At 51.6% G+C, this 18,419-nt stretch carries 20 protein-coding genes; 8 read left to right on the top strand and 12 right to left on the bottom strand.

From position 1 onward, the window contains the following. Positions 1–2: 2 nt before the first annotated feature. From GA0061071_RS19360 to GA0061071_RS19375, 4 genes are all read right to left on the bottom strand, one after another. Positions 3–2,516: a fimbria/pilus outer membrane usher protein gene (locus tag GA0061071_RS19360; RefSeq protein ID WP_088236992.1), complete on the bottom strand. Its 2,514-nt coding sequence runs from the start codon at positions 2,514–2,516 to the stop codon at positions 3–5. Positions 2,517–2,562: 46 nt separating this feature from the next. Further along, on the bottom strand, positions 2,563–3,279 hold the full coding sequence (locus GA0061071_RS19365) for a fimbrial biogenesis chaperone (RefSeq protein ID WP_088237048.1): 717 nt from the start codon (positions 3,277–3,279) through the stop codon (positions 2,563–2,565). A gap of 52 nt (positions 3,280–3,331) precedes the next feature. Beyond that, entirely contained in the window at positions 3,332–3,856 is a 525-nt protein-coding gene (locus GA0061071_RS19370; protein ID WP_071890735.1) for a fimbrial protein, read from the bottom strand. A gap of 282 nt (positions 3,857–4,138) precedes the next feature. Next, complete coding sequence (locus GA0061071_RS19375) at positions 4,139–4,687, bottom strand: helix-turn-helix domain-containing protein (RefSeq protein ID WP_061499451.1); 549 nt, start codon at positions 4,685–4,687, stop codon at positions 4,139–4,141. 101 nt (positions 4,688–4,788) lie between these two features. Here GA0061071_RS19375 and GA0061071_RS19380 point away from each other — a divergent pair, with 101 nt between their 5' ends. Both GA0061071_RS19380 and GA0061071_RS19385 read left to right on the top strand, forming a co-directional pair. Then, positions 4,789–5,451: an AzlC family ABC transporter permease gene (locus GA0061071_RS19380; RefSeq protein ID WP_088236991.1), complete on the top strand. Its 663-nt coding sequence runs from the start codon at positions 4,789–4,791 to the stop codon at positions 5,449–5,451. Next, positions 5,451–5,774: an AzlD domain-containing protein gene (locus GA0061071_RS19385; protein WP_088236990.1), complete on the top strand. Its 324-nt coding sequence runs from the start codon at positions 5,451–5,453 to the stop codon at positions 5,772–5,774. Before GA0061071_RS19380 ends, GA0061071_RS19385 begins: the two co-directional genes overlap by 1 nt. Before the next feature lie 48 nt (positions 5,775–5,822). Here the strand turns inward: GA0061071_RS19385 and GA0061071_RS19390 are convergent, their stop codons facing one another. Both GA0061071_RS19390 and fdhD read right to left on the bottom strand, forming a co-directional pair. Further along, positions 5,823–6,035: a YdgH/BhsA/McbA-like domain containing protein gene (locus tag GA0061071_RS19390; RefSeq protein ID WP_088236989.1), complete on the bottom strand. Its 213-nt coding sequence runs from the start codon at positions 6,033–6,035 to the stop codon at positions 5,823–5,825. Positions 6,036–6,161: 126 nt separating this feature from the next. Continuing rightward, positions 6,162–6,998, bottom strand: a complete 837-nt coding sequence (gene fdhD, locus GA0061071_RS19395) for a formate dehydrogenase accessory sulfurtransferase FdhD (protein ID WP_088236988.1) — start codon at positions 6,996–6,998, stop codon at positions 6,162–6,164. Between the two features lie 155 nt (positions 6,999–7,153). On the opposite strand from fdhD, the gene fdnG reads away from it, so the two are divergent. From fdnG to GA0061071_RS19430, 6 genes are all read left to right on the top strand, one after another. Continuing rightward, positions 7,154–10,204 carry a formate dehydrogenase-N subunit alpha gene (gene fdnG / locus GA0061071_RS19405; RefSeq protein ID WP_088236987.1) on the top strand — a complete coding sequence of 1,017 codons (3,051 nt, stop codon included), beginning with the start codon at positions 7,154–7,156 and terminating at the stop codon, positions 10,202–10,204. A gap of 12 nt (positions 10,205–10,216) precedes the next feature. After that, positions 10,217–11,119, top strand: a complete 903-nt coding sequence (fdxH, locus tag GA0061071_RS19410) for a formate dehydrogenase subunit beta (protein WP_061499468.1) — start codon at positions 10,217–10,219, stop codon at positions 11,117–11,119. Beyond that, positions 11,116–11,751, top strand: a complete 636-nt coding sequence (gene fdoI, locus GA0061071_RS19415) for a formate dehydrogenase cytochrome b556 subunit (protein ID WP_061499470.1) — start codon at positions 11,116–11,118, stop codon at positions 11,749–11,751. Before fdxH ends, fdoI begins: the two co-directional genes overlap by 4 nt. Continuing rightward, positions 11,748–12,677 carry a formate dehydrogenase accessory protein FdhE gene (gene fdhE, locus GA0061071_RS19420; protein ID WP_061499476.1) on the top strand — a complete coding sequence of 310 codons (930 nt, stop codon included), beginning with the start codon at positions 11,748–11,750 and terminating at the stop codon, positions 12,675–12,677. The genes fdoI and fdhE overlap by 4 nt, the downstream gene beginning before the upstream one ends. A gap of 167 nt (positions 12,678–12,844) precedes the next feature. After that, positions 12,845–13,756, top strand: coding sequence for an alpha/beta hydrolase (locus GA0061071_RS19425; RefSeq protein ID WP_061499478.1), 912 nt, complete (start codon positions 12,845–12,847; stop codon positions 13,754–13,756). 22 nt (positions 13,757–13,778) lie between these two features. After that, positions 13,779–14,117, top strand: coding sequence for a nuclear transport factor 2 family protein (locus GA0061071_RS19430; protein WP_088236986.1), 339 nt, complete (start codon positions 13,779–13,781; stop codon positions 14,115–14,117). A gap of 46 nt (positions 14,118–14,163) precedes the next feature. On the opposite strand, the gene fabY is transcribed toward GA0061071_RS19430, so the two are convergent. The 6 genes from fabY to GA0061071_RS19460 form a co-directional block, all read right to left on the bottom strand. After that, on the bottom strand, positions 14,164–15,105 hold the full coding sequence (gene fabY / locus GA0061071_RS19435) for a fatty acid biosynthesis protein FabY (protein ID WP_061499486.1): 942 nt from the start codon (positions 15,103–15,105) through the stop codon (positions 14,164–14,166). A gap of 44 nt (positions 15,106–15,149) precedes the next feature. Then, positions 15,150–15,587, bottom strand: coding sequence for a D-aminoacyl-tRNA deacylase (gene dtd, locus GA0061071_RS19440; protein WP_061499489.1), 438 nt, complete (start codon positions 15,585–15,587; stop codon positions 15,150–15,152). Continuing rightward, complete coding sequence (locus GA0061071_RS19445; RefSeq protein ID WP_061499493.1) at positions 15,584–16,456, bottom strand: virulence factor BrkB family protein; 873 nt, start codon at positions 16,454–16,456, stop codon at positions 15,584–15,586. The genes dtd and GA0061071_RS19445 overlap by 4 nt, the downstream gene beginning before the upstream one ends. Next, positions 16,450–17,049 carry a glucose-1-phosphatase gene (gene yihX / locus GA0061071_RS19450; protein ID WP_061499496.1) on the bottom strand — a complete coding sequence of 200 codons (600 nt, stop codon included), beginning with the start codon at positions 17,047–17,049 and terminating at the stop codon, positions 16,450–16,452. Before yihX ends, GA0061071_RS19445 begins: the two co-directional genes overlap by 7 nt. 93 nt (positions 17,050–17,142) lie before the next feature. After that, positions 17,143–17,607 carry a hypothetical protein gene (locus GA0061071_RS19455; RefSeq protein WP_088236984.1) on the bottom strand — a complete coding sequence of 155 codons (465 nt, stop codon included), beginning with the start codon at positions 17,605–17,607 and terminating at the stop codon, positions 17,143–17,145. Then, positions 17,604–18,374, bottom strand: coding sequence for a winged helix-turn-helix domain-containing protein (locus GA0061071_RS19460; protein ID WP_088236983.1), 771 nt, complete (start codon positions 18,372–18,374; stop codon positions 17,604–17,606). The genes GA0061071_RS19455 and GA0061071_RS19460 overlap by 4 nt, the downstream gene beginning before the upstream one ends. Between the last annotated feature and the right edge of the window lie 45 nt (positions 18,375–18,419).

Genomic DNA, 18,419 nt, shown 5'->3' on the forward strand with positions numbered 1-18,419 from the left:
AATTAACGGCAAGGTAATCTCATCAGAGCCAGCGGCTCTGGCAAGGAGGGAGCGCGCCATACGATGCGGCAGCTCTCTTCTGGGCTACGCCCCCACTGCACCCGCAACTCACCCTTTTCTTCGTGAGAGCGCAGATAGATCTGATTCGCCTGCCCCACCATTCCTGTACTGTTGTTGTATTCGTCATATACGCTTGTTCCCATTGGAATAATGGTATTGTTCGGGCGCAGAGCGGTGATCAACATCGCTTGCCCCTGCAGGGTGTTGAAATGTAACCGCACTGTCGCGCCAGCATAAGGCGCGACCTGCATTTTCATGGTTTGTAACTCGACGCTGTCGGTCATATTGCGCGGATCAAGCGCAATCTGGTTGATTTGATAAGCGCCCAATGAAGGGGCTATCGCGTAACCAAATGCATCAACATAAGCACTCTGCCCACCGATGACCTCTGCACCACTGGCGCCGGGGGCATCAATCAAGGCAAAGCTATCTCCTACCCACTGACCCAGCGTCACCCCACCTTTATGAGCCACAATGGAGCCCTGCAACGACCCCGACGCCTGCCAGTAATTACGTGCTGTAGACCAGGATGTTGCGGCATTGACGTACGGGAAACTGCGCTGGAGGTTGGCTCCCCATCCAGCTTGTTCCATTTTTTTATCCGCGGAAAAATTGAGGCTATAACTCAGGGGATTGTGCTCGCCATAAATTCCGCTCAGCGTGGACTGATAACCACCATCGCTTCCGTCATTACCCGTCGTACGGTTGACACTGGTTGATAGCACGGGTGAATAACGCCGCTGGCCAAGAGGAGCGGATAAAGAGATAGACCACATCGTTTGCATACGGCGACGTAAAGAGAATGCGTCTGCGTTATTGCCGATCCCCGGTGTAATGTTATAGGTTCTGGCCGCAGTAACACTTAACGAAATTCCATAATCAAACAGCTTATTCCAGCCTAGCTGATACTGCTTATCCCTTTGTTTTCCATCGCTATAATCCTGCCATGATACTGATGCATTAATATTGCCAAACGAAGCAAGTGGCTGAGCGGCGGAAAACTCAATACGGCTGCGCTGTCTCCAGGTGGGTGATTGCCACTGTTGCCTCTGACTGCGTGCATAACGCGACCCCAGAGTGTCGTAAAGCTCAGCATATCCCTGAGCCGCATATCGGGACGCGGCCAGCGTAAATAATGTTCCGCTTTGCGGCAGTGCTTTGCTGTAGTTCAGCCGTAACATCCAACCTGCGCGGTTGCCATCAATCTGCTTCGACAGGAAATAAAAGCTGTTCAATCCTAATGCCCCGAGTGCCGAGCTATATACGCCGCCGAGAGACCAGGCCATATACCCTGTCGCCAATTGGTTACCAGCATTGAGCGTAAGAGCGTTAGTCACCCCCTGTCGCCAAACCGCTTCGCTGAAGGTATTCCCTGCATCAATGTTCTGTACTTTTCCTACGGTAAATGACCAGCGCGCTAAACCAGGTCTAATCGATTCCGCCAGTGAAGAGTAAGGCATACTGTAGGTACTTTTACTGCCATCCGCTTCAGTGACCACAACGGTTAAATCCCCCGCGTAATGGGTTGGATAGAGATCGTCAATGGTAAAAGGCCCTGGCGCTACGGTGGTTTCATAAAGGGTGGTCTGGTCCTGCAAGATGGTGACTTTTGCATTCGTCTTTGCGATACCCCGCACGACAGGCGCATAACCACGAAGAGCATCTGGCAGCATTCGCGTATCCGATGACAATTGCACTCCCCGAAAACCAATACCGGAAAAGAGCTGGCCGTCGGTGAAGCCTTCTCCCAAAGTCAGTTCGCTGCGTAAGGGATAAATAGCGCGCTGTATATAACGACGGCTGGTGTTCCAATGACCGCCGTCACTGGTGCTGTAGTTTAAGTTTGATTGCTGACGATAACGCCACAATCCCAGGTTGAATCCACCATTAAGATTTAACCAGGTGGAATCCATTTTGTGAGAGTTATAGCGACGCGATGTTACGTGGTACTGGTTAGCCATGTAATTGATAAACAACATACTCTCCCCAGCTTCAAGACTTTCCTCACTCACGCTGCCGCGGGGCAGGGTTTTTAACAACGCCTGCGGTGCAAACACGTCCATACGCAGTTGCGCCTGATCAAATTTCACCGTCGTCCCTTTCATCACGTTATCGTCAGGCCAGTAGCAAGAGGTTTCCGACTCTTCTGGTAATGACTTCAGCCGCAGCATGGCGACTAATTTGTGAGAAAGGCAGGGTTCAACTTTTCCTCTACGTGGTGAAAACGAGATCTCGGTGCGGGTAATCAGTGTGCCGTTAAGATAAATATCCAGAGAATGACGACCTGGTGCTATCAATGCATCCTCGTTCAGTTTCTGTAGATCATCGCTGGATAATCCACTGTTCCTTAATAAAGAGGCATCAAAGTAAAAACTATTATCTTTCGCCATCGCGGTTAGCGATTGCATTGCCATAAGGATGGATAAAATACAAATATATAAACGGTACTGATACATTTAAATCATCCGAACTGAACAGTACTTTCATTATCGAATCAGAACCTTAATGCGAAAGCGAATAAACCTTACTGAATACTCCGCCATAATCATTTATTGCATTAATCGTTAAATGAGTTCCATTATGATCGGGCAATATCCATTGAACAGACGAATAAGGCGCAATCATTCCGGTGTTTTTAATTTTCTTTTGGTTCTTGCCATCATCGACGAAAGCATCAAGCACAGAAATATAATATGCAGTTGTATTTTTTACATCTATTGATTGACCATGTTTGCTGATCTTAATCACATCGAGTGTTTTGTTTGCATCTTGCGAGAGCCCCTGTGGCCGATAAAATATTTTCAGTCGACTTTTTACCAGCAACGTTAAATGACTTTCAGCGTTAATGGCATCACTTTTTGCCGGATACTGCAAAAAGTTCAACCAAAAAAGCGACTCCCGATCCTGAGGCAACGCTTTCCCGGTGAATTTCAACCGCATAACATGTGTCTGCTGACCATTAATACGAAAAATAGGTGGCATCACAATAAAAGGAGCATCTGCCGTTTCTGGTGTTGACTCAGGATTATTAATATCTGTCCACGCAACAACCAGGACCGGGGCTTCACCGGTGTTATTAAATGTCAGGGATTTCTCTTTTGCATCCGCAAGATAGACAACACGGGTGCCAAGCATTGTCACACTGGCGTAAACCTCGTTGCACACCAGCAAAAGGGCACATAATGCAAACCACACTCTGACTAACCAATCTCTAAACATGCTGATGTAAACCAGAAAATGGCGCTGCCGAAGCAGCACCACATGAAAGTGATTACAGATAGGTCACGGCAAACTGCGCCTGAGCCTCAACAGCACCAGCAGTTGCCACACCAGTCGCATAGTAACGCGCAACCATATCAAAATTGGCGGATGTCGCACCACCACCTATATTCTGCATTGAGGTCTGCGCTTTATTACCAGTAAAATCTAATGCTGTTGCACCCTCTAACAACTGAATCGCGACATTTGTCGCAGGCGAATGGGTAGCAATGTTTTTCAAATCACGACCGTCAACATCATTCGCAACAAAAACAATACCCGCGGTAGTGCCCTGAGAATTGCAGTTATCCAACGTGACAGTAAAAGGCGTATCGCCTGCAGTTGAACCAGAACTGGCCAGTTGACTTTTACTCACTGTAGGTAAAAGGATAATAGGTGAAGCTGTACTATTATTAATTTTAACAGTACAGGTTTGTTCACTCACTTCCCCCAAGAAATAAACAGTATTGTTGGCCTGAGAAACCAACGGTGCACTCATTAAACCAAAAGCAAATAATACAGAAATAGAATGACTCATCCTGAGCATGCGATGCCTCCATTACAATGTGTTGTAGTACGAAACCATAAAAATTGCATTACGCAACGGATTCTAATATTGGATGCAAAGCATACAGACGAGGATTATTGATGTAAAGCAACTTTACTTATTTAATGATCTGGTAATACCACCACGCAAAATACATATTATTTGAGTTAAATATCAAAATTTAAATTCACCGCATCAATATTAATAATAAAACTAATAAAAATGGCGATACACTTTCAAGTAACGTCAATGCATTATCGCCATAGTAGAATATTAATTCTGCTCTGCCACCAGAATGGCCTGGGTATCCGATTCAAGCGCTTTAAAGATATGCTCCTGATCTGCCGGATAACAGATATAATCGCCTTCATTCAGTTCTTCTGGCGTTTCTGTCAACCCAACCAGCGCCCGGCCTTTTGTCACAATAATATGCTCAACTGAACCGACCGGATGGGGCCGCGAAATACGATCTGCACCAGGTTGCGTCTGTAACAGATAAATGTCGCGCCGCGCGCCTGGCGGGCAGGTCGCAAGTAAAATAGCCTGGTAATTGGCCTGCTCAGCCACCACTTTGGTACCTTCACCGCGGCGAATGACCTGTGTTTTAGCACTTTGTGGCTCCAGCAGGCGCGCGAAAGGAATATCCAACGCCACACAAAGGGACCAAAGTGTTTCCAGGCTCGGGTTACCGTTGCCAGCTTCCAGTTGAGACAGCGTGGATTTTGCAATACCGGCGCGACGGGCTATTTCCGCCAGTGAAAGCCCGGTTCGCAAGCGTTCACGCACCAGACTTTTAGCAATAACGCTGATTGGCTGTGTCATACACAACTCCATCGTTCATTAAAAAGAACGAATCGTTCATCTTGAAAAACGATTCGGGTATGTTCATTATAATGAGTAATCGTTCGATATGGTTATCATCTATGTTTAAAAAACACATTTCAAACCTCAGCGACGATACCATTAAGGCCATCATTCTCGTCTGCCTGGCGGTTGGCGTGGTCGCCGTCTCTTACGGTTCACTGGCCATGGCTTATGGTTTTCCGCTCTGGGTTCCCCTTGCGCTCTCGATGTCGGTGCTGGCTGGCGCATCCGAATTTATGTTTATTGGCATTGTCGCCAGTGGTGGTAATCCACTGGCGGCCGCTGTTGCCGGTCTGCTTGTCAACGCCCGCCATATACCCTTCGGGGTGACGGTACGTGAGTTGGTCGGCAAAGGCACGGTGGGTTTCCTCGGTTGCCACATTATGAATGACGAAAGTGTGGTGTTCGGTTTGTCGCAAAAAACGCCGGAACAGCGTAAAGCGGCCTACTGGCTTTGTGGACAGGGCGTTGCCCTGTTGTGGCCTGGGGGCGTGCTGGTCGGCGCAGCTGTCGGTAAGCTGCTCCCCACACCAGAGACCATCGGCCTCGACGCCGTCTTTCCGGCTATTTTGCTGGCGCTGGTGCTACCGGCACTGAAAAAGAGAACCACGTTTATTCGCGCCACCAGTGGTGCGGTGGTGTCACTGGCGGCAGTCCCCTTTACGCCAGTAGGATTACCGGTTCTGCTCTCCTTACTGGGCTTACTGACGAGGAAAAAATAATGGCCAATGTTTCGCTGATCATCGGCGGTATCGTTATTCTTTCCGTGGGAACCTACCTGATGCGCCTGGGAGGGACAAAGCTTGGCAACCGGCTGGCGCTTTCCGAACACTCGCAAGCGCTGCTCTCCGATGCTGCCACCACACTACTGTTCGCCGTAGCACTGGCAGCAACGTTATATGAAGGTGAACACTTCGCCGGAATGGCCCGTCTGCTGGGGGTATTATTTGCGGTATTTCTTGCCTGGCGGAAGATGCCGCTGATTGTGGTGATCATCTCTGCCGCAGTGGTAACCGCATTACTGCGCATGGCGGGCATCCAGTAAGGCAAAAAAAAAGCGCCCGCAGGCGCTCTTTCGACAGTAATACAGGACTTATTTGGTCAGTTCAGCAGTCATATGTACCTGGTTACCGTTATACGCTTCGGTGATCTGGTAAGACGATGCGCCAGCCTGCTGAGCCTGAGCAGCGATTTTCGCTTCTGCACCAGACAGAGTGGTATCTGTCGCAGAGACAGACTGTGCAGCGAAAGAACCGAAAGACGTAGCCAGAGCGATAACTGCGACAAAAGTTTTGATGCTTTTCATGATATAAACCCTTACGTTAGTTTGTTTGAGTGAGGCACCGTGCCTCGATGAAATAAATACTAGACCTGTTCTCACTCAACAAAAAGCGGAAGGATTTGCTGTCATCTTTCAAATTTTTTGACTGTTTTATAACCCAACCAATCGTTGCGGATGGGTATAAATCGTCGCCCTGCCTGGCTTGCAAAAACCCACCAGCGTCAGATTGCAGCGTTGTGCCACTTCCACTGCCAGCGTGGTCGCCGCAGACACCGCAAACAGGATCTCAACGCCGCACATGGCGGACTTTTGCACCATTTCATAACTGGCGCGGCTGGAAACCAGCACCGCGCCTGACGACCAGCGCTCACTCTCGCGGGCGCGGTGCCCCAGCAGCTTATCCAGCGCCACATGACGCCCGACATCTTCATGCCCGCCGATTAACGCACCGGACGGTAACATCCACGCGGCCGCGTGCGTGCAGCCGGTTAGCTGGCCAACAGGCTGAAAGTCGGTTAAATGCGCCAGTCCGACGTCGAGAACGGCTAAATCAAAGGTCTGAGTGAACGGAAGGGGAGCTATGGGTTTACCGATATCATTCAATTGCTCAACACCGCAGACGCCGCAACCGGTGCGCCCGGCCAGCGCGCGACGACGCTCTTTCAGCCCCATAAAACGACGGCTTGAGAGCTCTATCTGCACTTCGAGTCCATGACAGGAAGGGACAACATCCATGCCGTAGATTTCCGTATGGTTTTCAATAATCCCTTCGGATAAGGAGAACCCCATGGCAAAGCACTCAAGGTCTTTTGGCGATGCCATCATCACCACATGAGAAATCCCGTTGTAAACCAACGCAACGGGAACCTCTTCCGCCAGCATATCGGGCGTCGCATGCTGCAAATCATCACGCTTCCACAGGGACACCTGACGAGCACCTGTGATTGATGTTGCATTTTTGTGCTTTTCTTCGCGCAATTCGTTCACTTTGCCTTAACCACCATCGAACAAGCGTACCAACATTGTGGTATCCTCAATCGCATATCCCTCAGGAAAAGAGGGAATAACAGCAATTCTGAACCTTTGCGCCTTCTACCGCAAAGTAAAAACGATAAGAGTAATGTCGAAACCAGGAGCAAACCATGCAGGTCAGCAGAAGGCAGTTCTTTAAGATCTGTGCTGGCGGTATGGCAGGAACGACGGCAGCGGCGCTGGGCTTTGCCCCGAGCGTTGCGCTGGCGGAAACGCGGCAATATAAATTGCTGCGCACCCGCGAAACCCGTAATACCTGCACATACTGTTCCGTTGGCTGTGGGCTGTTAATGTACAGCCTCGGAGACGGTGCAAAAAACGCCAAATCATCCATCTTCCATATCGAGGGTGACCCCGATCATCCCGTGAACCGTGGTGCGCTCTGCCCGAAAGGCGCAGGCCTGGTGGATTTCATCCATTCGGAAAGCCGCCTGAAATATCCGGAATACCGCGCGCCAGGCTCCGATAAATGGCAGCGTATTACCTGGGATGATGCCTTTGATCGCATCGCCAAATTGATTAAGGCCGATCGCGACGCTAATTACATCGCGAAAAATGCCGAAGGCACCACCGTTAACCGCTGGCTGAGCACCGGGATGCTGTGTGCATCCGCTTCCAGTAATGAAACCGGTTATTTAACGCAAAAATTTACCCGCGCACTCGGCATGTTAGCCGTCGACAACCAGGCGCGTGTCTGACACGGACCTACGGTAGCAAGTCTTGCTCCTACATTTGGTCGCGGTGCGATGACCAACCACTGGGTCGACATGAAAAACGCCAACCTTATCATTGTGATGGGGGGAAACGCGGCAGAAGCGCATCCGGTGGGATTCCGCTGGGCGATGGAAGCCAAGATCCATAATGGCGCGAAGCTGATTGTTATCGATCCGCGCTTTACGCGTACCGCTTCTGTAGCGGATTTTTATACGCCGATTCGTTCCGGTACTGACATTGCCTTCCTGTCAGGCGTGTTGCTGTACCTGATGACCAACGAAAAATACAACCGCGAATATACCGAGGCCTACACCAACGCCAGCCTGATTGTGCGTGAAGATTTTGGCTTCGAGGATGGCCTGTTCACCGGCTACGACGCGGATAAACGCAAATACGACAAAACAAGCTGGAACTACGAGCTGGATGAGAAAGGCTTCGCCAAACGCGATACCACCCTCACCCATCCGCGCTGCGTGTGGAATCTGCTGAAACAGCACGTTTCCCGCTACACGCCGGACGTGGTTGAAAACATCTGCGGGACGCCAAAAGCGGACTTCCTGAAGGTGTGCGAGTACATCGCAGAAACCAGCGTGCACGATAAAACCGCCTCGTTCCTGTATGCATTGGGCTGGACACAGCACTCCATCGGCGCGCAGAACATTCGCACCATGGCGATGATCCAGCTACTGCTGGGTAACATGGGGATGGCTGGTGGCGGCGTCAACGCCTTGCGCGGCCATTCCAATATTCAGGGGCTGACGGATCTGGGTCTGCTGTCGCAAAGCCTGCCAGGCTATATGACGCTACCCAACGAAAAACAGACCACCCTCCAGACTTACCTTGCTGCCAACACGCCAAAACCGCTGCTGGAAGGCCAGGTGAACTACTGGGGTAACTACCCGAAATTCTTCGTGTCGATGATGAAAGCCTTCTTCGGTGACAAAGCGACAGCGGAGAACAACTGGGGCTTTGACTGGTTACCGAAGTGGGACAAGGGCTACGACGTTCTGCAGTACTTCGACATGATGTACAAAGGCCAGGTTAACGGCTATATCTGCCAGGGCTTTAACCCGGTAGCGTCGTTCCCGAACAAGAACAAGGTCGTGGCAGCGCTGTCGAAACTGAAGTTCCTTGTCACTATCGATCCGCTGAATACCGAAACCTCAACGTTCTGGCAAAACCACGGCGAGTCGAACGATGTCGATCCATCGAAAATCCAGACCGAAGTGTTCCGCCTGCCTTCGACCTGCTTTGCCGAAGAGAATGGCTCGATCGTGAACTCCGGTCGCTGGCTGCAATGGCACTGGAAAGGCGCGGATGGCCCGGGCGAATCAGTGACTGACGGCGAGATCCTTGCGGGTATCTTCACGCGCTTGCGCAAGATGTATGCCGAAGAGGGTGGTGCGTGCCCGGAACAGGTTCTCAACATGACCTGGAACTACTCCACACCGCATGAACCGGCTTCGGAAGAGGTGGCAATGGAGAGCAACGGTAAAGCACTGGCGGACATTACCGATCCGGCAACCGGCGCAGTGATTGTGAAAAAAGGCCAGCAGCTCAGCTCGTTCGCACAGTTGCGTGATGACGGTACAACCTCCAGCGGCTGTTGGATCTTCGCCGGTAGCTGGACGCCGGACGGCAACCAGATGGCGCGTCGCGATAACGCGGATCCATCCGGCCTTGGCAATACGCTGGGCTGGGCATGGGCGTGGCCGCTTAACCGCCGCATTCTGTATAACCGTGCTTCCGCTGACCCGCAGGGTAAACCCTGGGATCCGAAACGTCAGTTGCTGAAGTGGGACGGCGCGAAATGGGGCGGCGTGGATGTTCCGGACTACAGCGCCGCCGCACCGGGCAGTGATGTAGGACCGTTTATCATGCAGCCGGAAGGAATGGGCCGTCTGTTTGCTATCGATAAGATGGCCGAAGGGCCGTTCCCGGAACACTACGAACCGTTTGAAACGCCGTTGGGCACGAACCCGCTGCACCCGAACGTGGTGTCTAACCCGGCCGCCCGCGTCTTCAAAGACGACATGGCGGCGATGGGTAAAGCCGATAAGTTCCCGTACGTTGGTACCACTTATCGTCTGACTGAGCATTTCCACTACTGGACCAAGCACGCGCTGCTGAATGCCATCGCGCAGCCGGAGCAGTTTGTGGAAATCGGCGAAAAACTGGCAGGCAAACTGGGCATCGTGCAGGGCGATACCGTGAAAGTCTCCTCCAACCGTGGCTATATCAAAGCCAAGGCGGTGGTGACCAAACGTATCCGCACGCTGAAAGTGAACGGGAAAGATGTCGATACTATCGGTATTCCTATCCACTGGGGTTACGAGGGTGTGGCGAAAAAAGGCTTTATCGCCAATACGTTAACGCCTTTCGTTGGTGATGCAAATACCCAAACGCCAGAGTTTAAGGCGTTCCTGGTGAATGTGGAAAAGGTGTAACGGAGACGACTTATGGCTTATCAATCGCAAGACATCATCCGTCGTTCCGCGACTAACGGTTTCACCCCCGCGCCACAGGCGCGGGATCACCAGCAGGAGGTGGCGAAGCTTATCGACGTTACCACCTGCATCGGCTGTAAAGCCTGCCAGGTGGCCTGTTCTGAGTGGAACGATATTCGTGATGAAGTGGGGCATAACGTCGGGGTGTATGACAACCCGGCAGATCTGACTGCGAAATCCTGGACCGTTATGCGCTTCTCGGAAGTAGAGCAGAACGACAAACTGGAGTGGTTGATCCGCAAAGATGGCTGTATGCACTGCGCCGATCCTGGCTGCCTGAAGGCATGTCCTTCGGAAGGAGCTATCATTCAGTATGCCAACGGTATCGTCGACTTCCAGTCTGAACAGTGCATTGGCTGCGGTTACTGTATCGCCGGTTGCCCGTTCGACGTACCGCGTTTAAACCCGGAAGACAATCGCGTCTACAAATGTACGCTGTGCGTTGACCGTGTCACCGTAGGCCAGGAGCCGGCGTGCGTGAAAACCTGCCCGACCGGCGCTATCCACTTTGGCTCCAAAGAGGATATGAAAACACTGGCGGGCGAACGCGTAGCGGAACTGAAAACCCGTGGTTACGATAACGCAGGTCTGTACGATCCGGCTGGCGTGGGCGGTACACACGTTATGTACGTACTGCATCATGCCGACAAACCGAATCTGTACCACGGTTTACCAGAGAACCCGGAAATTAGCGCTACCGTGAAGTTCTGGAAAGGTATCTGGAAACCTCTTGCGGCGGTCGGTTTTGCGGCGACCTTCGCTGCCAGCATCTTCCACTATGTCGGTGTCGGTCCGAACCGCGCAGAAGAAGAAGATGACAACCTGCATGAAGAGAAAGACGAGGTGCGCAAATGAAAAAACGTGACACCATCGTGCGCTACACGGCACCTGAGCGTATCAACCATTGGGTCACCGCCTTCTGTTTCGTGCTGGCGGCGGTGAGTGGGCTGGGATTTTTCTTTCCCTCCTTCAATTGGTTGATGGGCATTCTCGGTACGCCGCAGCTGGCGCGCATTCTCCATCCGTTCGTCGGCGTGGTGATGTTCGCATCGTTTATAATCATGTTTTTCCGCTACTGGCACCATAACCTCATCAATAGGGATGATATCTTTTGGGCGAAGAATATTCGTAAGATTGTCGTCAATGAGGAAGTGGGTGACACCGGGCGCTATAATTTCGGCCAGAAGTGTGTGTTCTGGGCGGCCATTATTTTCCTGGTGTTGCTGCTGGTAAGCGGCGTGGTTATCTGGCGCCCTTACTTCGCGCCAGCATTCCCGATTCCGGTGATCCGAATTGCCCTGATGGTGCATTCATTTGCCGCAGTCGCGTTAATTGTGGTTATTATGGTGCATATTTACGCCGCATTGTGGGTAAAAGGCACGATAACCGCAATGGTGGAAGGCTGGGTTACCAGCTCATGGGCAAAGAAACATCACCCGCGCTGGTACCGGGAAGTTCGCAAGACAACGGAAAAATCGACTGAATGAGTATTCGCATAATCCCGCAAGATGCGCTGGAGAAGAGCGATAAACGCACGGCGGAAGTGATTCCGCCGTTATTATTCCCCAGACTGAAAAATCTCTATAACCGCCGCGCAGAACGTCTGCGTGAGTTGGCCGAGAGTAACCCGCTGGGTGATTACCTGCGCTTCGCCGCGCTGATCGCCCATGCTCAGGAAGTGGTGCTGTACGACCATCCTTTGCAGATGGACCTGACGGCGCGCATTAAAGAAGCCGCTGAACAGGGTAAGCCGCCGCTGGACATTCACGTGCTGCCGCGCGATGCGCACTGGCACAAGCTGCTGCATTCACTGATTGCTGAGCTCAAACCCGAAATGAGCGGCCCGGCGCTGGCCGTGATCGAGAATCTGGAAAAAGCCTCTGCACAAGAACTGGAAGCGATGGCCAGCGCACTGTTTGCTGCCGACTTCGCCTCAGTAAGCAGCGATAAAGCGCCCTTTATCTGGGCCGCGCTGTCGCTCTATTGGTCGCAAATGGCGACGTTGATTCCGGGTAAAGCCCGCGCTGAATATGGCGAACAGCGCCAGTTCTGCCCGGTGTGTGGTTCAATGCCGGTCTCCAGCGTTGTGCACATTGGCACGACGCAGGGTCTGCGTTACCTGCACTGCAACCTGTGCGAAACCGAATGGCATGTGGTGCGCGTGAAATGCAGCAATTGCGAGCAAACCCGTGACTTACACTACTGGTCGCTGGATAACGAACAAGCGGCAATTAAAGCGGAAAGTTGTGGCGACTGCGGCACCTACCTGAAAATTCTCTATCAGGAAAAAGATCCAAACGTAGAGCCGGTCGCAGATGACCTGGCCTCGCTGGTGCTCGACGCTCGCATGGAGCAGGAAGGCTTTGCCCGCAGCTCCATCAACCCGTTCTTATTCCCTGGCGAAGGGGAATAAAACAGCATAACCCTTGCCACCTCCGGGCAAGGGTTGGCTGCGCCTCGCCCTCCTCCTGTACTTCGCTTCCCGTTGCCGTTGGCACTGATTGTTAAACACCGTCCATTCCCATTTCGCTAAAACCAGGCTATAAAACTGGATATTTATACAGATAAAAGGTTATCGGAATGGCACTGGAAAAGGGGATCGCCAGCCTGGTGAGCGACTTTATCGCCGCCGGTCGCCCGTCAGCGCGGGCAAAAAGTATTGATGAACGACGCGCAAGTTATATCGCCAGCACAGTACTTGCCGGAGAGACGGAAACGCGCGTACAGGTCGCAGATACGACGCTGGATGGCATAACGCTACGCGTCTTTTCTCCGCTGGATGCCAGCGAATCGCTGCCAGCTCTGATTTATTACCACGGCGGCTGCTTTATTAGCGGCGGTTTCGCCACTCACGATAATCAGCTTCGCCAACTGGCTTATTACAGCGGCTGTCGGGTCATTGCCGTTCAGTATCGCCTCGCTCCGGAGCATCCCTGGCCCGCAGCACATGACGACGCGCAAAAAGGGGCTGATGTTGTATGGAAAAATGCCGAAGCACTGAATATTAACCGGGAGAAAATCACTCTTGCTGGCGACAGTGCCGGTGGGCATCTGGCGCTGGTTACGGCCTTGCGGTTAAAGGCGGCGGGCAACTGGCTGCCTGCACAGTTGATCCTTATTTATCCGATGCTGGACGCTACCGCCTACTTTGATAGCTATACCTTTAATGGCATTGATTATGTGATAACCCGTGATGCCTTACTCTCAGGTTATGACATGTATCTTGGCGACACCGACCGCTTGCAAGCGGATGTCAGTCCTTTATGGCGCGATGATTTTAAGGGTCTGCCGCCGGTACATATCATCACTGCCGAATTTGATCCGTTATGTGATGAAGGCGAGGCGCTTTATAAACATATGACGGAACAGGGTGTCACCTGCACCGGGGTACGCTATCAGGGAGTCATTCACGGCTTCTTCCAGCTGGCAGGCATTAGCCAGGCGGCAAAAGATGTCATTAGAGATGTCGCCGCCCGCGTCGCCCGGGCATAACGCCACAACACAAGGAAAGAAGATGTCTGTTGTTACCCCGGTAGAAAAACAGTTTACCGCTTACAATGCGCACGATATTGACGCGTTTGCCGCATGCTTTAGTGAAGATTTTACCTCCTGGCGTATGCCATCAGACGAACCCGCTTTGCGAGGACGTGAAGCATTACGCCACTTTTACGCACAGCATCGCTTTAACAACCCAGCCTTACGCGCTGAGCTACTGTCACGCACCGTGATGGGCAATAAGGTCTTCGATCACGAAAAAATCTACGGCATGGGTGATGCTGTGATTGAAAATATGGCGGTTTATGAAGTGCAGGATGGGTGTATTAAAAACGCGTGGTTTTTCTTTGCCGGGTAATGCGACAAAAGGGCAAAGCGCCTGTTAACACAGGCGCAGTATGCGCTTACTCTTCTTCGTTGCCACCTTCAATATACGAACCGAAAGGTTTAGCAGGCAGCACAATGTAAATGCCTTCGAAAATCGCGCCCTGCTTATCGTCGCCAAACAGTTCGACCTGCAACTGGACACGGGCTTTACGGCCGCGCGCCAGCCTGTCGAGATCGCCGCTTAACGAGCCAAGATCGGCAATCGCACTGGGTTTGCCAGTTATCGGCGTACTGTAGCGAATGTGGGCATCGGCCAGGATAATGGTGCCACCGAGGTGGCGCTCACGCAGCATCAACCAGATAAGTCCCCATCCCGTTAGCGTTGCCAGCGAGAACAGACTACCGGCAAACAGCGTGTGATGCGGGTTCTGGTTACCGATTTCCGGCATAGTGGTGATAAATTTCTGCCCGGTGTACTGCTGAATACGCACCCCCATCTTTTCGCTCAGCGGGATATGCTCATACCAGGCTTGTTGCAACTGCCCACACCAGTCGCCGCGATGCAAAATATCATCCAGGGTGGCGACGGGCTTGATCATCAGAAAATGGCGCACCGGCGTGGTTTGTGGCGCGGTGATTTCACCTTCATTCACAAAACCCAGCTTTGCGAAAAACGCCACCGCATCTTCACGGGCGCTACAGGTTACACGCTTCACCCCTTCCTGACGGGCAACCGACTCCAGCGTCATCGCCATCAATGTGCCCAACCCTTTATCCTGCACGGATGGATGCACCGCCATAAAGCGAATCGAACCTTCGTTATCTGCATTGATATACAGCCGCCCGACGGCAACAAGGTTGCCTTCTTCATCCACAACCATCTGATGATGCGCCATCGCATCCCAGGCATCACGCTCAGAGCCTTTCGGCTGATGCAGCGGTTTGCGCAGCATCTCCCAGCGAAAGTGGTAATAATTCTCTAACTCTTCTTCTGTTTGCGGTACGCGAAGGTGATACATAGCTGTATTCTCTCTTGTTTCCCGGGGCCACGCCGCAAGCTGGCTCATACTTGCAACCAGAATGTTACGGGGCCGTCATTGACCAGTGAGACCTGCATGTCCGCAGCAAATCGTCCCGTTTGCGTTACCATCTGCTGGCTACGGCAACGTTCAACAAAGTAGTCGTAAAGCGCCTGCGCTTTTTCCGGTGCTGCGCCTCTGGAAAATCCCGGCCGCATGCCGCGTTCCGTCTCCGCCGCCAGCGTAAATTGCGACACCACCAGCACGCTTCCACCAGCCTGCTGGACATTGAGATTCATCTTCCCTTCTGCGTCGCCAAAAATGCGATACCCCAGCACACGCTCGCACAGGCGGTTCGCTTTTTGTTCATCGTCATCCTTTTCGACCCCTAACAACACCAAAAGTCCCGGGCCGATTTCACCCGTCACTTCACCCGCCACGCTAACGCTCGCACGGGAAACGCGTTGAATTAATGCAATCATGGTTGGTTTGCTTCTTCTTGTTGTGCTGCTTTTTTGAGTTTTCGGTATTCACCGAGAGTGACAGTTATTTCAGCGCCAAGCAAGACGATACACCAGGTCCAGTAGACCCAGAGGAACAAAATGGGGATGACAGCCAGCACGCCATAAATGAGCTGGTAAGAGGGAAACATGGCAATGTACAAGGCAAAGCATTTTTTCCCCAATTCAAACAATACCGCCGCGACAAACGCCCCGACAATCGCATCACGATTTGGTACCCGGGTGGTTGGCACAATGCTGTACAGCAGCCAAAAAGAGAGCCACGACAAAACCAGCGGGAAAATGCGCAACACGTTATCAATGACGCTGTTTAATTCACTGGCCCAGCGCAGCGACAACAGATAAGAGCTGATCGCCAGGCTGGCCCCCGCCAATAGCGGCCCAAGTGTCAGAATCATCCAGTACACCGCAAACGAATACACATGCGGGCGCACACGCGTACTGCGCCAGATTGCGTTCAGCGCGCTGTCTATGGAGTACATCAGCAGTAGCGAAGTAATAACCAGCCCACAGGCACCCACAGCAGTCATCTTGCTGGAGTTAGCAACAAACTGCTCAATGTAGTTCTGAATCACATCCCCGGTGGTAGGAATGAAATTGGCAAAGATAAAGTGGCGCAGCTGAAGGCTAACATCTGAAAACATTGGAAATGCAGCAAACAACGCAAAGACAACAGCAATAAAAGGCACCAGCGAGAGCAAGGAGACATAGGCGAGATTCCCCGCCAACGTCGTCATATGGTCTTCATCAATTCGCTGCCAGAGCAACTTCAACCATGACCACAGCGGGCGTGTATGATGCTTCGCCTTATGCCGGGCATTTCTCAACATAGCTGCTTCGCAAAATAGTCGGGGATCGTCGCTTTACCGGTGACAAGAATACTGGTTATCCCGAGTTGATTCGCACCGGCAATATTGTCGCTATTGTCATCGAAAAAAACGGCATCGTCGGCAGAAAAACCTTCAAGCGCCAAAACCTGCTGGTAAATACGCGCTTCCGGTTTGCGCATTCCCATATCCTGGGAGAGATAGATATGATCCGCCGCTGCACGAATTTCCGGGTATTGTTCCGGCCAGTAGGTGGTGTGCAGACGATTAGTGTTGGACAGCACCACAACCCGATGCCCCTGCGCGCGCAGTTTATGCATGATTTCAATCACCTCCGGGCGCAAAGCTACAAACACCGCCTGCCAGCCGGTAGAGAACTGCTCGTAGCTCAAAGGAAGCGCCATCTCTTCACACATCGCTTTGGCGAAATCCTCATCACTGATCTCCCCACGCTCATGCTGATGAAACGTCTCGCCCATGTTAAAGCTCTGCTTTAACGTTGCCAGCGGTACGCGGCTGAAATCGCTCCAGGCACCTAATACCCGGTTAAAGTCGATATCGACAATCACATTACCTAAATCAAAGATATAGAGCATTTCTCTCTCCTTGCCAGCCGTGGAGAATTAACTGTAGCGGGAAAGGCCAGCTTTGACTATGCGCATAGTCGGACACTCAGCATATCTTCATCGTTACGTTTTTCGACAGTACAAAGAAGGCACATTTGAGGTAGAAAAAAGGTACGCCCCTTCATATTCCTCAATTATCAGGCTCAACGATCGTTCAGGCGTCCGGTAAAAGCCCGGCAAGGTATCTTTTATATCTGCCTCATCTGCCGTATCGGCGAACGTCTTCACAATCCGATCATTGCTTAACACGCGCGAACGCAGTTGTTGGCTGTAATGGAAATAGATACTCCGGTTAACCTCCGAAACGTGCTGGCCAAAGAGCTTACCGGTCATTACGGCCATACCTTTACCATGACTCATGCGAAAAGAGAGCGTTCCAACAAATCGGTTTTGGCCGATATGCCATTCAGCTGTTCCCACGCACTGCAAAGGCGGTGCGGTGAGATGAGAATACAAGAGCACACCGCTGGTTATGACGGCGGTTAATAGCGCAACAGACAGTATCATCATGCTGAGATTTTTTTTCATTGCTCACGCGTCCAAAAATAATGTGAGGAACAAAAAGCCGTCTTATCTACTCGCGCATCTTTATCGCAGGCAAACGCCACAATACGATCGGCCTGACTGTAACCCGTTAAAAACAGGTAATCGTTATTTGCGCATAACCCTGTATTTTTATTAAGTAAATTAGTGTAGTACTCCGTAGTACGCTCATTCGCGGCGTAAAATATTCGACAGTCATTGCCTGAAGATGGGGTTGTGTTAAGAGTAAGATAATCCTTAAAAGGCATTGGCAAGTGGGCGTTATAAAGCATCCAGCCATTTATTATGCTGAGCAGGACCAGTATCACCACACTGGCGATAAGCCAACGTGGATAGTTTTTTTTCGCGCTGATTACCGGTACCGGTTCGCTTATTTGCACGACCGGTTGCGGAACTGTGTGTATTGCTACGGTTTGTGGCGTATTGAGCACTTCAACGCTTACAGTATTTGAAAGGGTGAGTCCGCGTCGCGAAATGGTTTTGACCACATCACGAGGCAAACCAGCTACCTCCAGCGCATTACGCAGAGTAAGGATTGCCTGATAAAACGCATTAGGCGTAGTGACATCGTTTCTGTCTCCCCATCCAACCTTCATCAAATCATTTTGAGAAATCACTTCTCCAGGATGCGTTATTAGATAGAGGAAACAGAGGCTGGCCGGTAACTGCAAATGAAGAGTTCGTCCAGTCAAGCGATTCGTCAGGCTTTTACTGTCAGGGTTAAACTCCACTAAATTATTAATGAGATACAATTTTTCCTTTCCTCGGCAGGGCTACCGTTTAACAATTTATCCTAA

This window comes from Kosakonia oryzendophytica, from assembly GCF_900094925.1.
Taxonomy (GTDB): Bacteria; Pseudomonadota; Gammaproteobacteria; order Enterobacterales; family Enterobacteriaceae; genus Kosakonia; species Kosakonia oryzendophytica.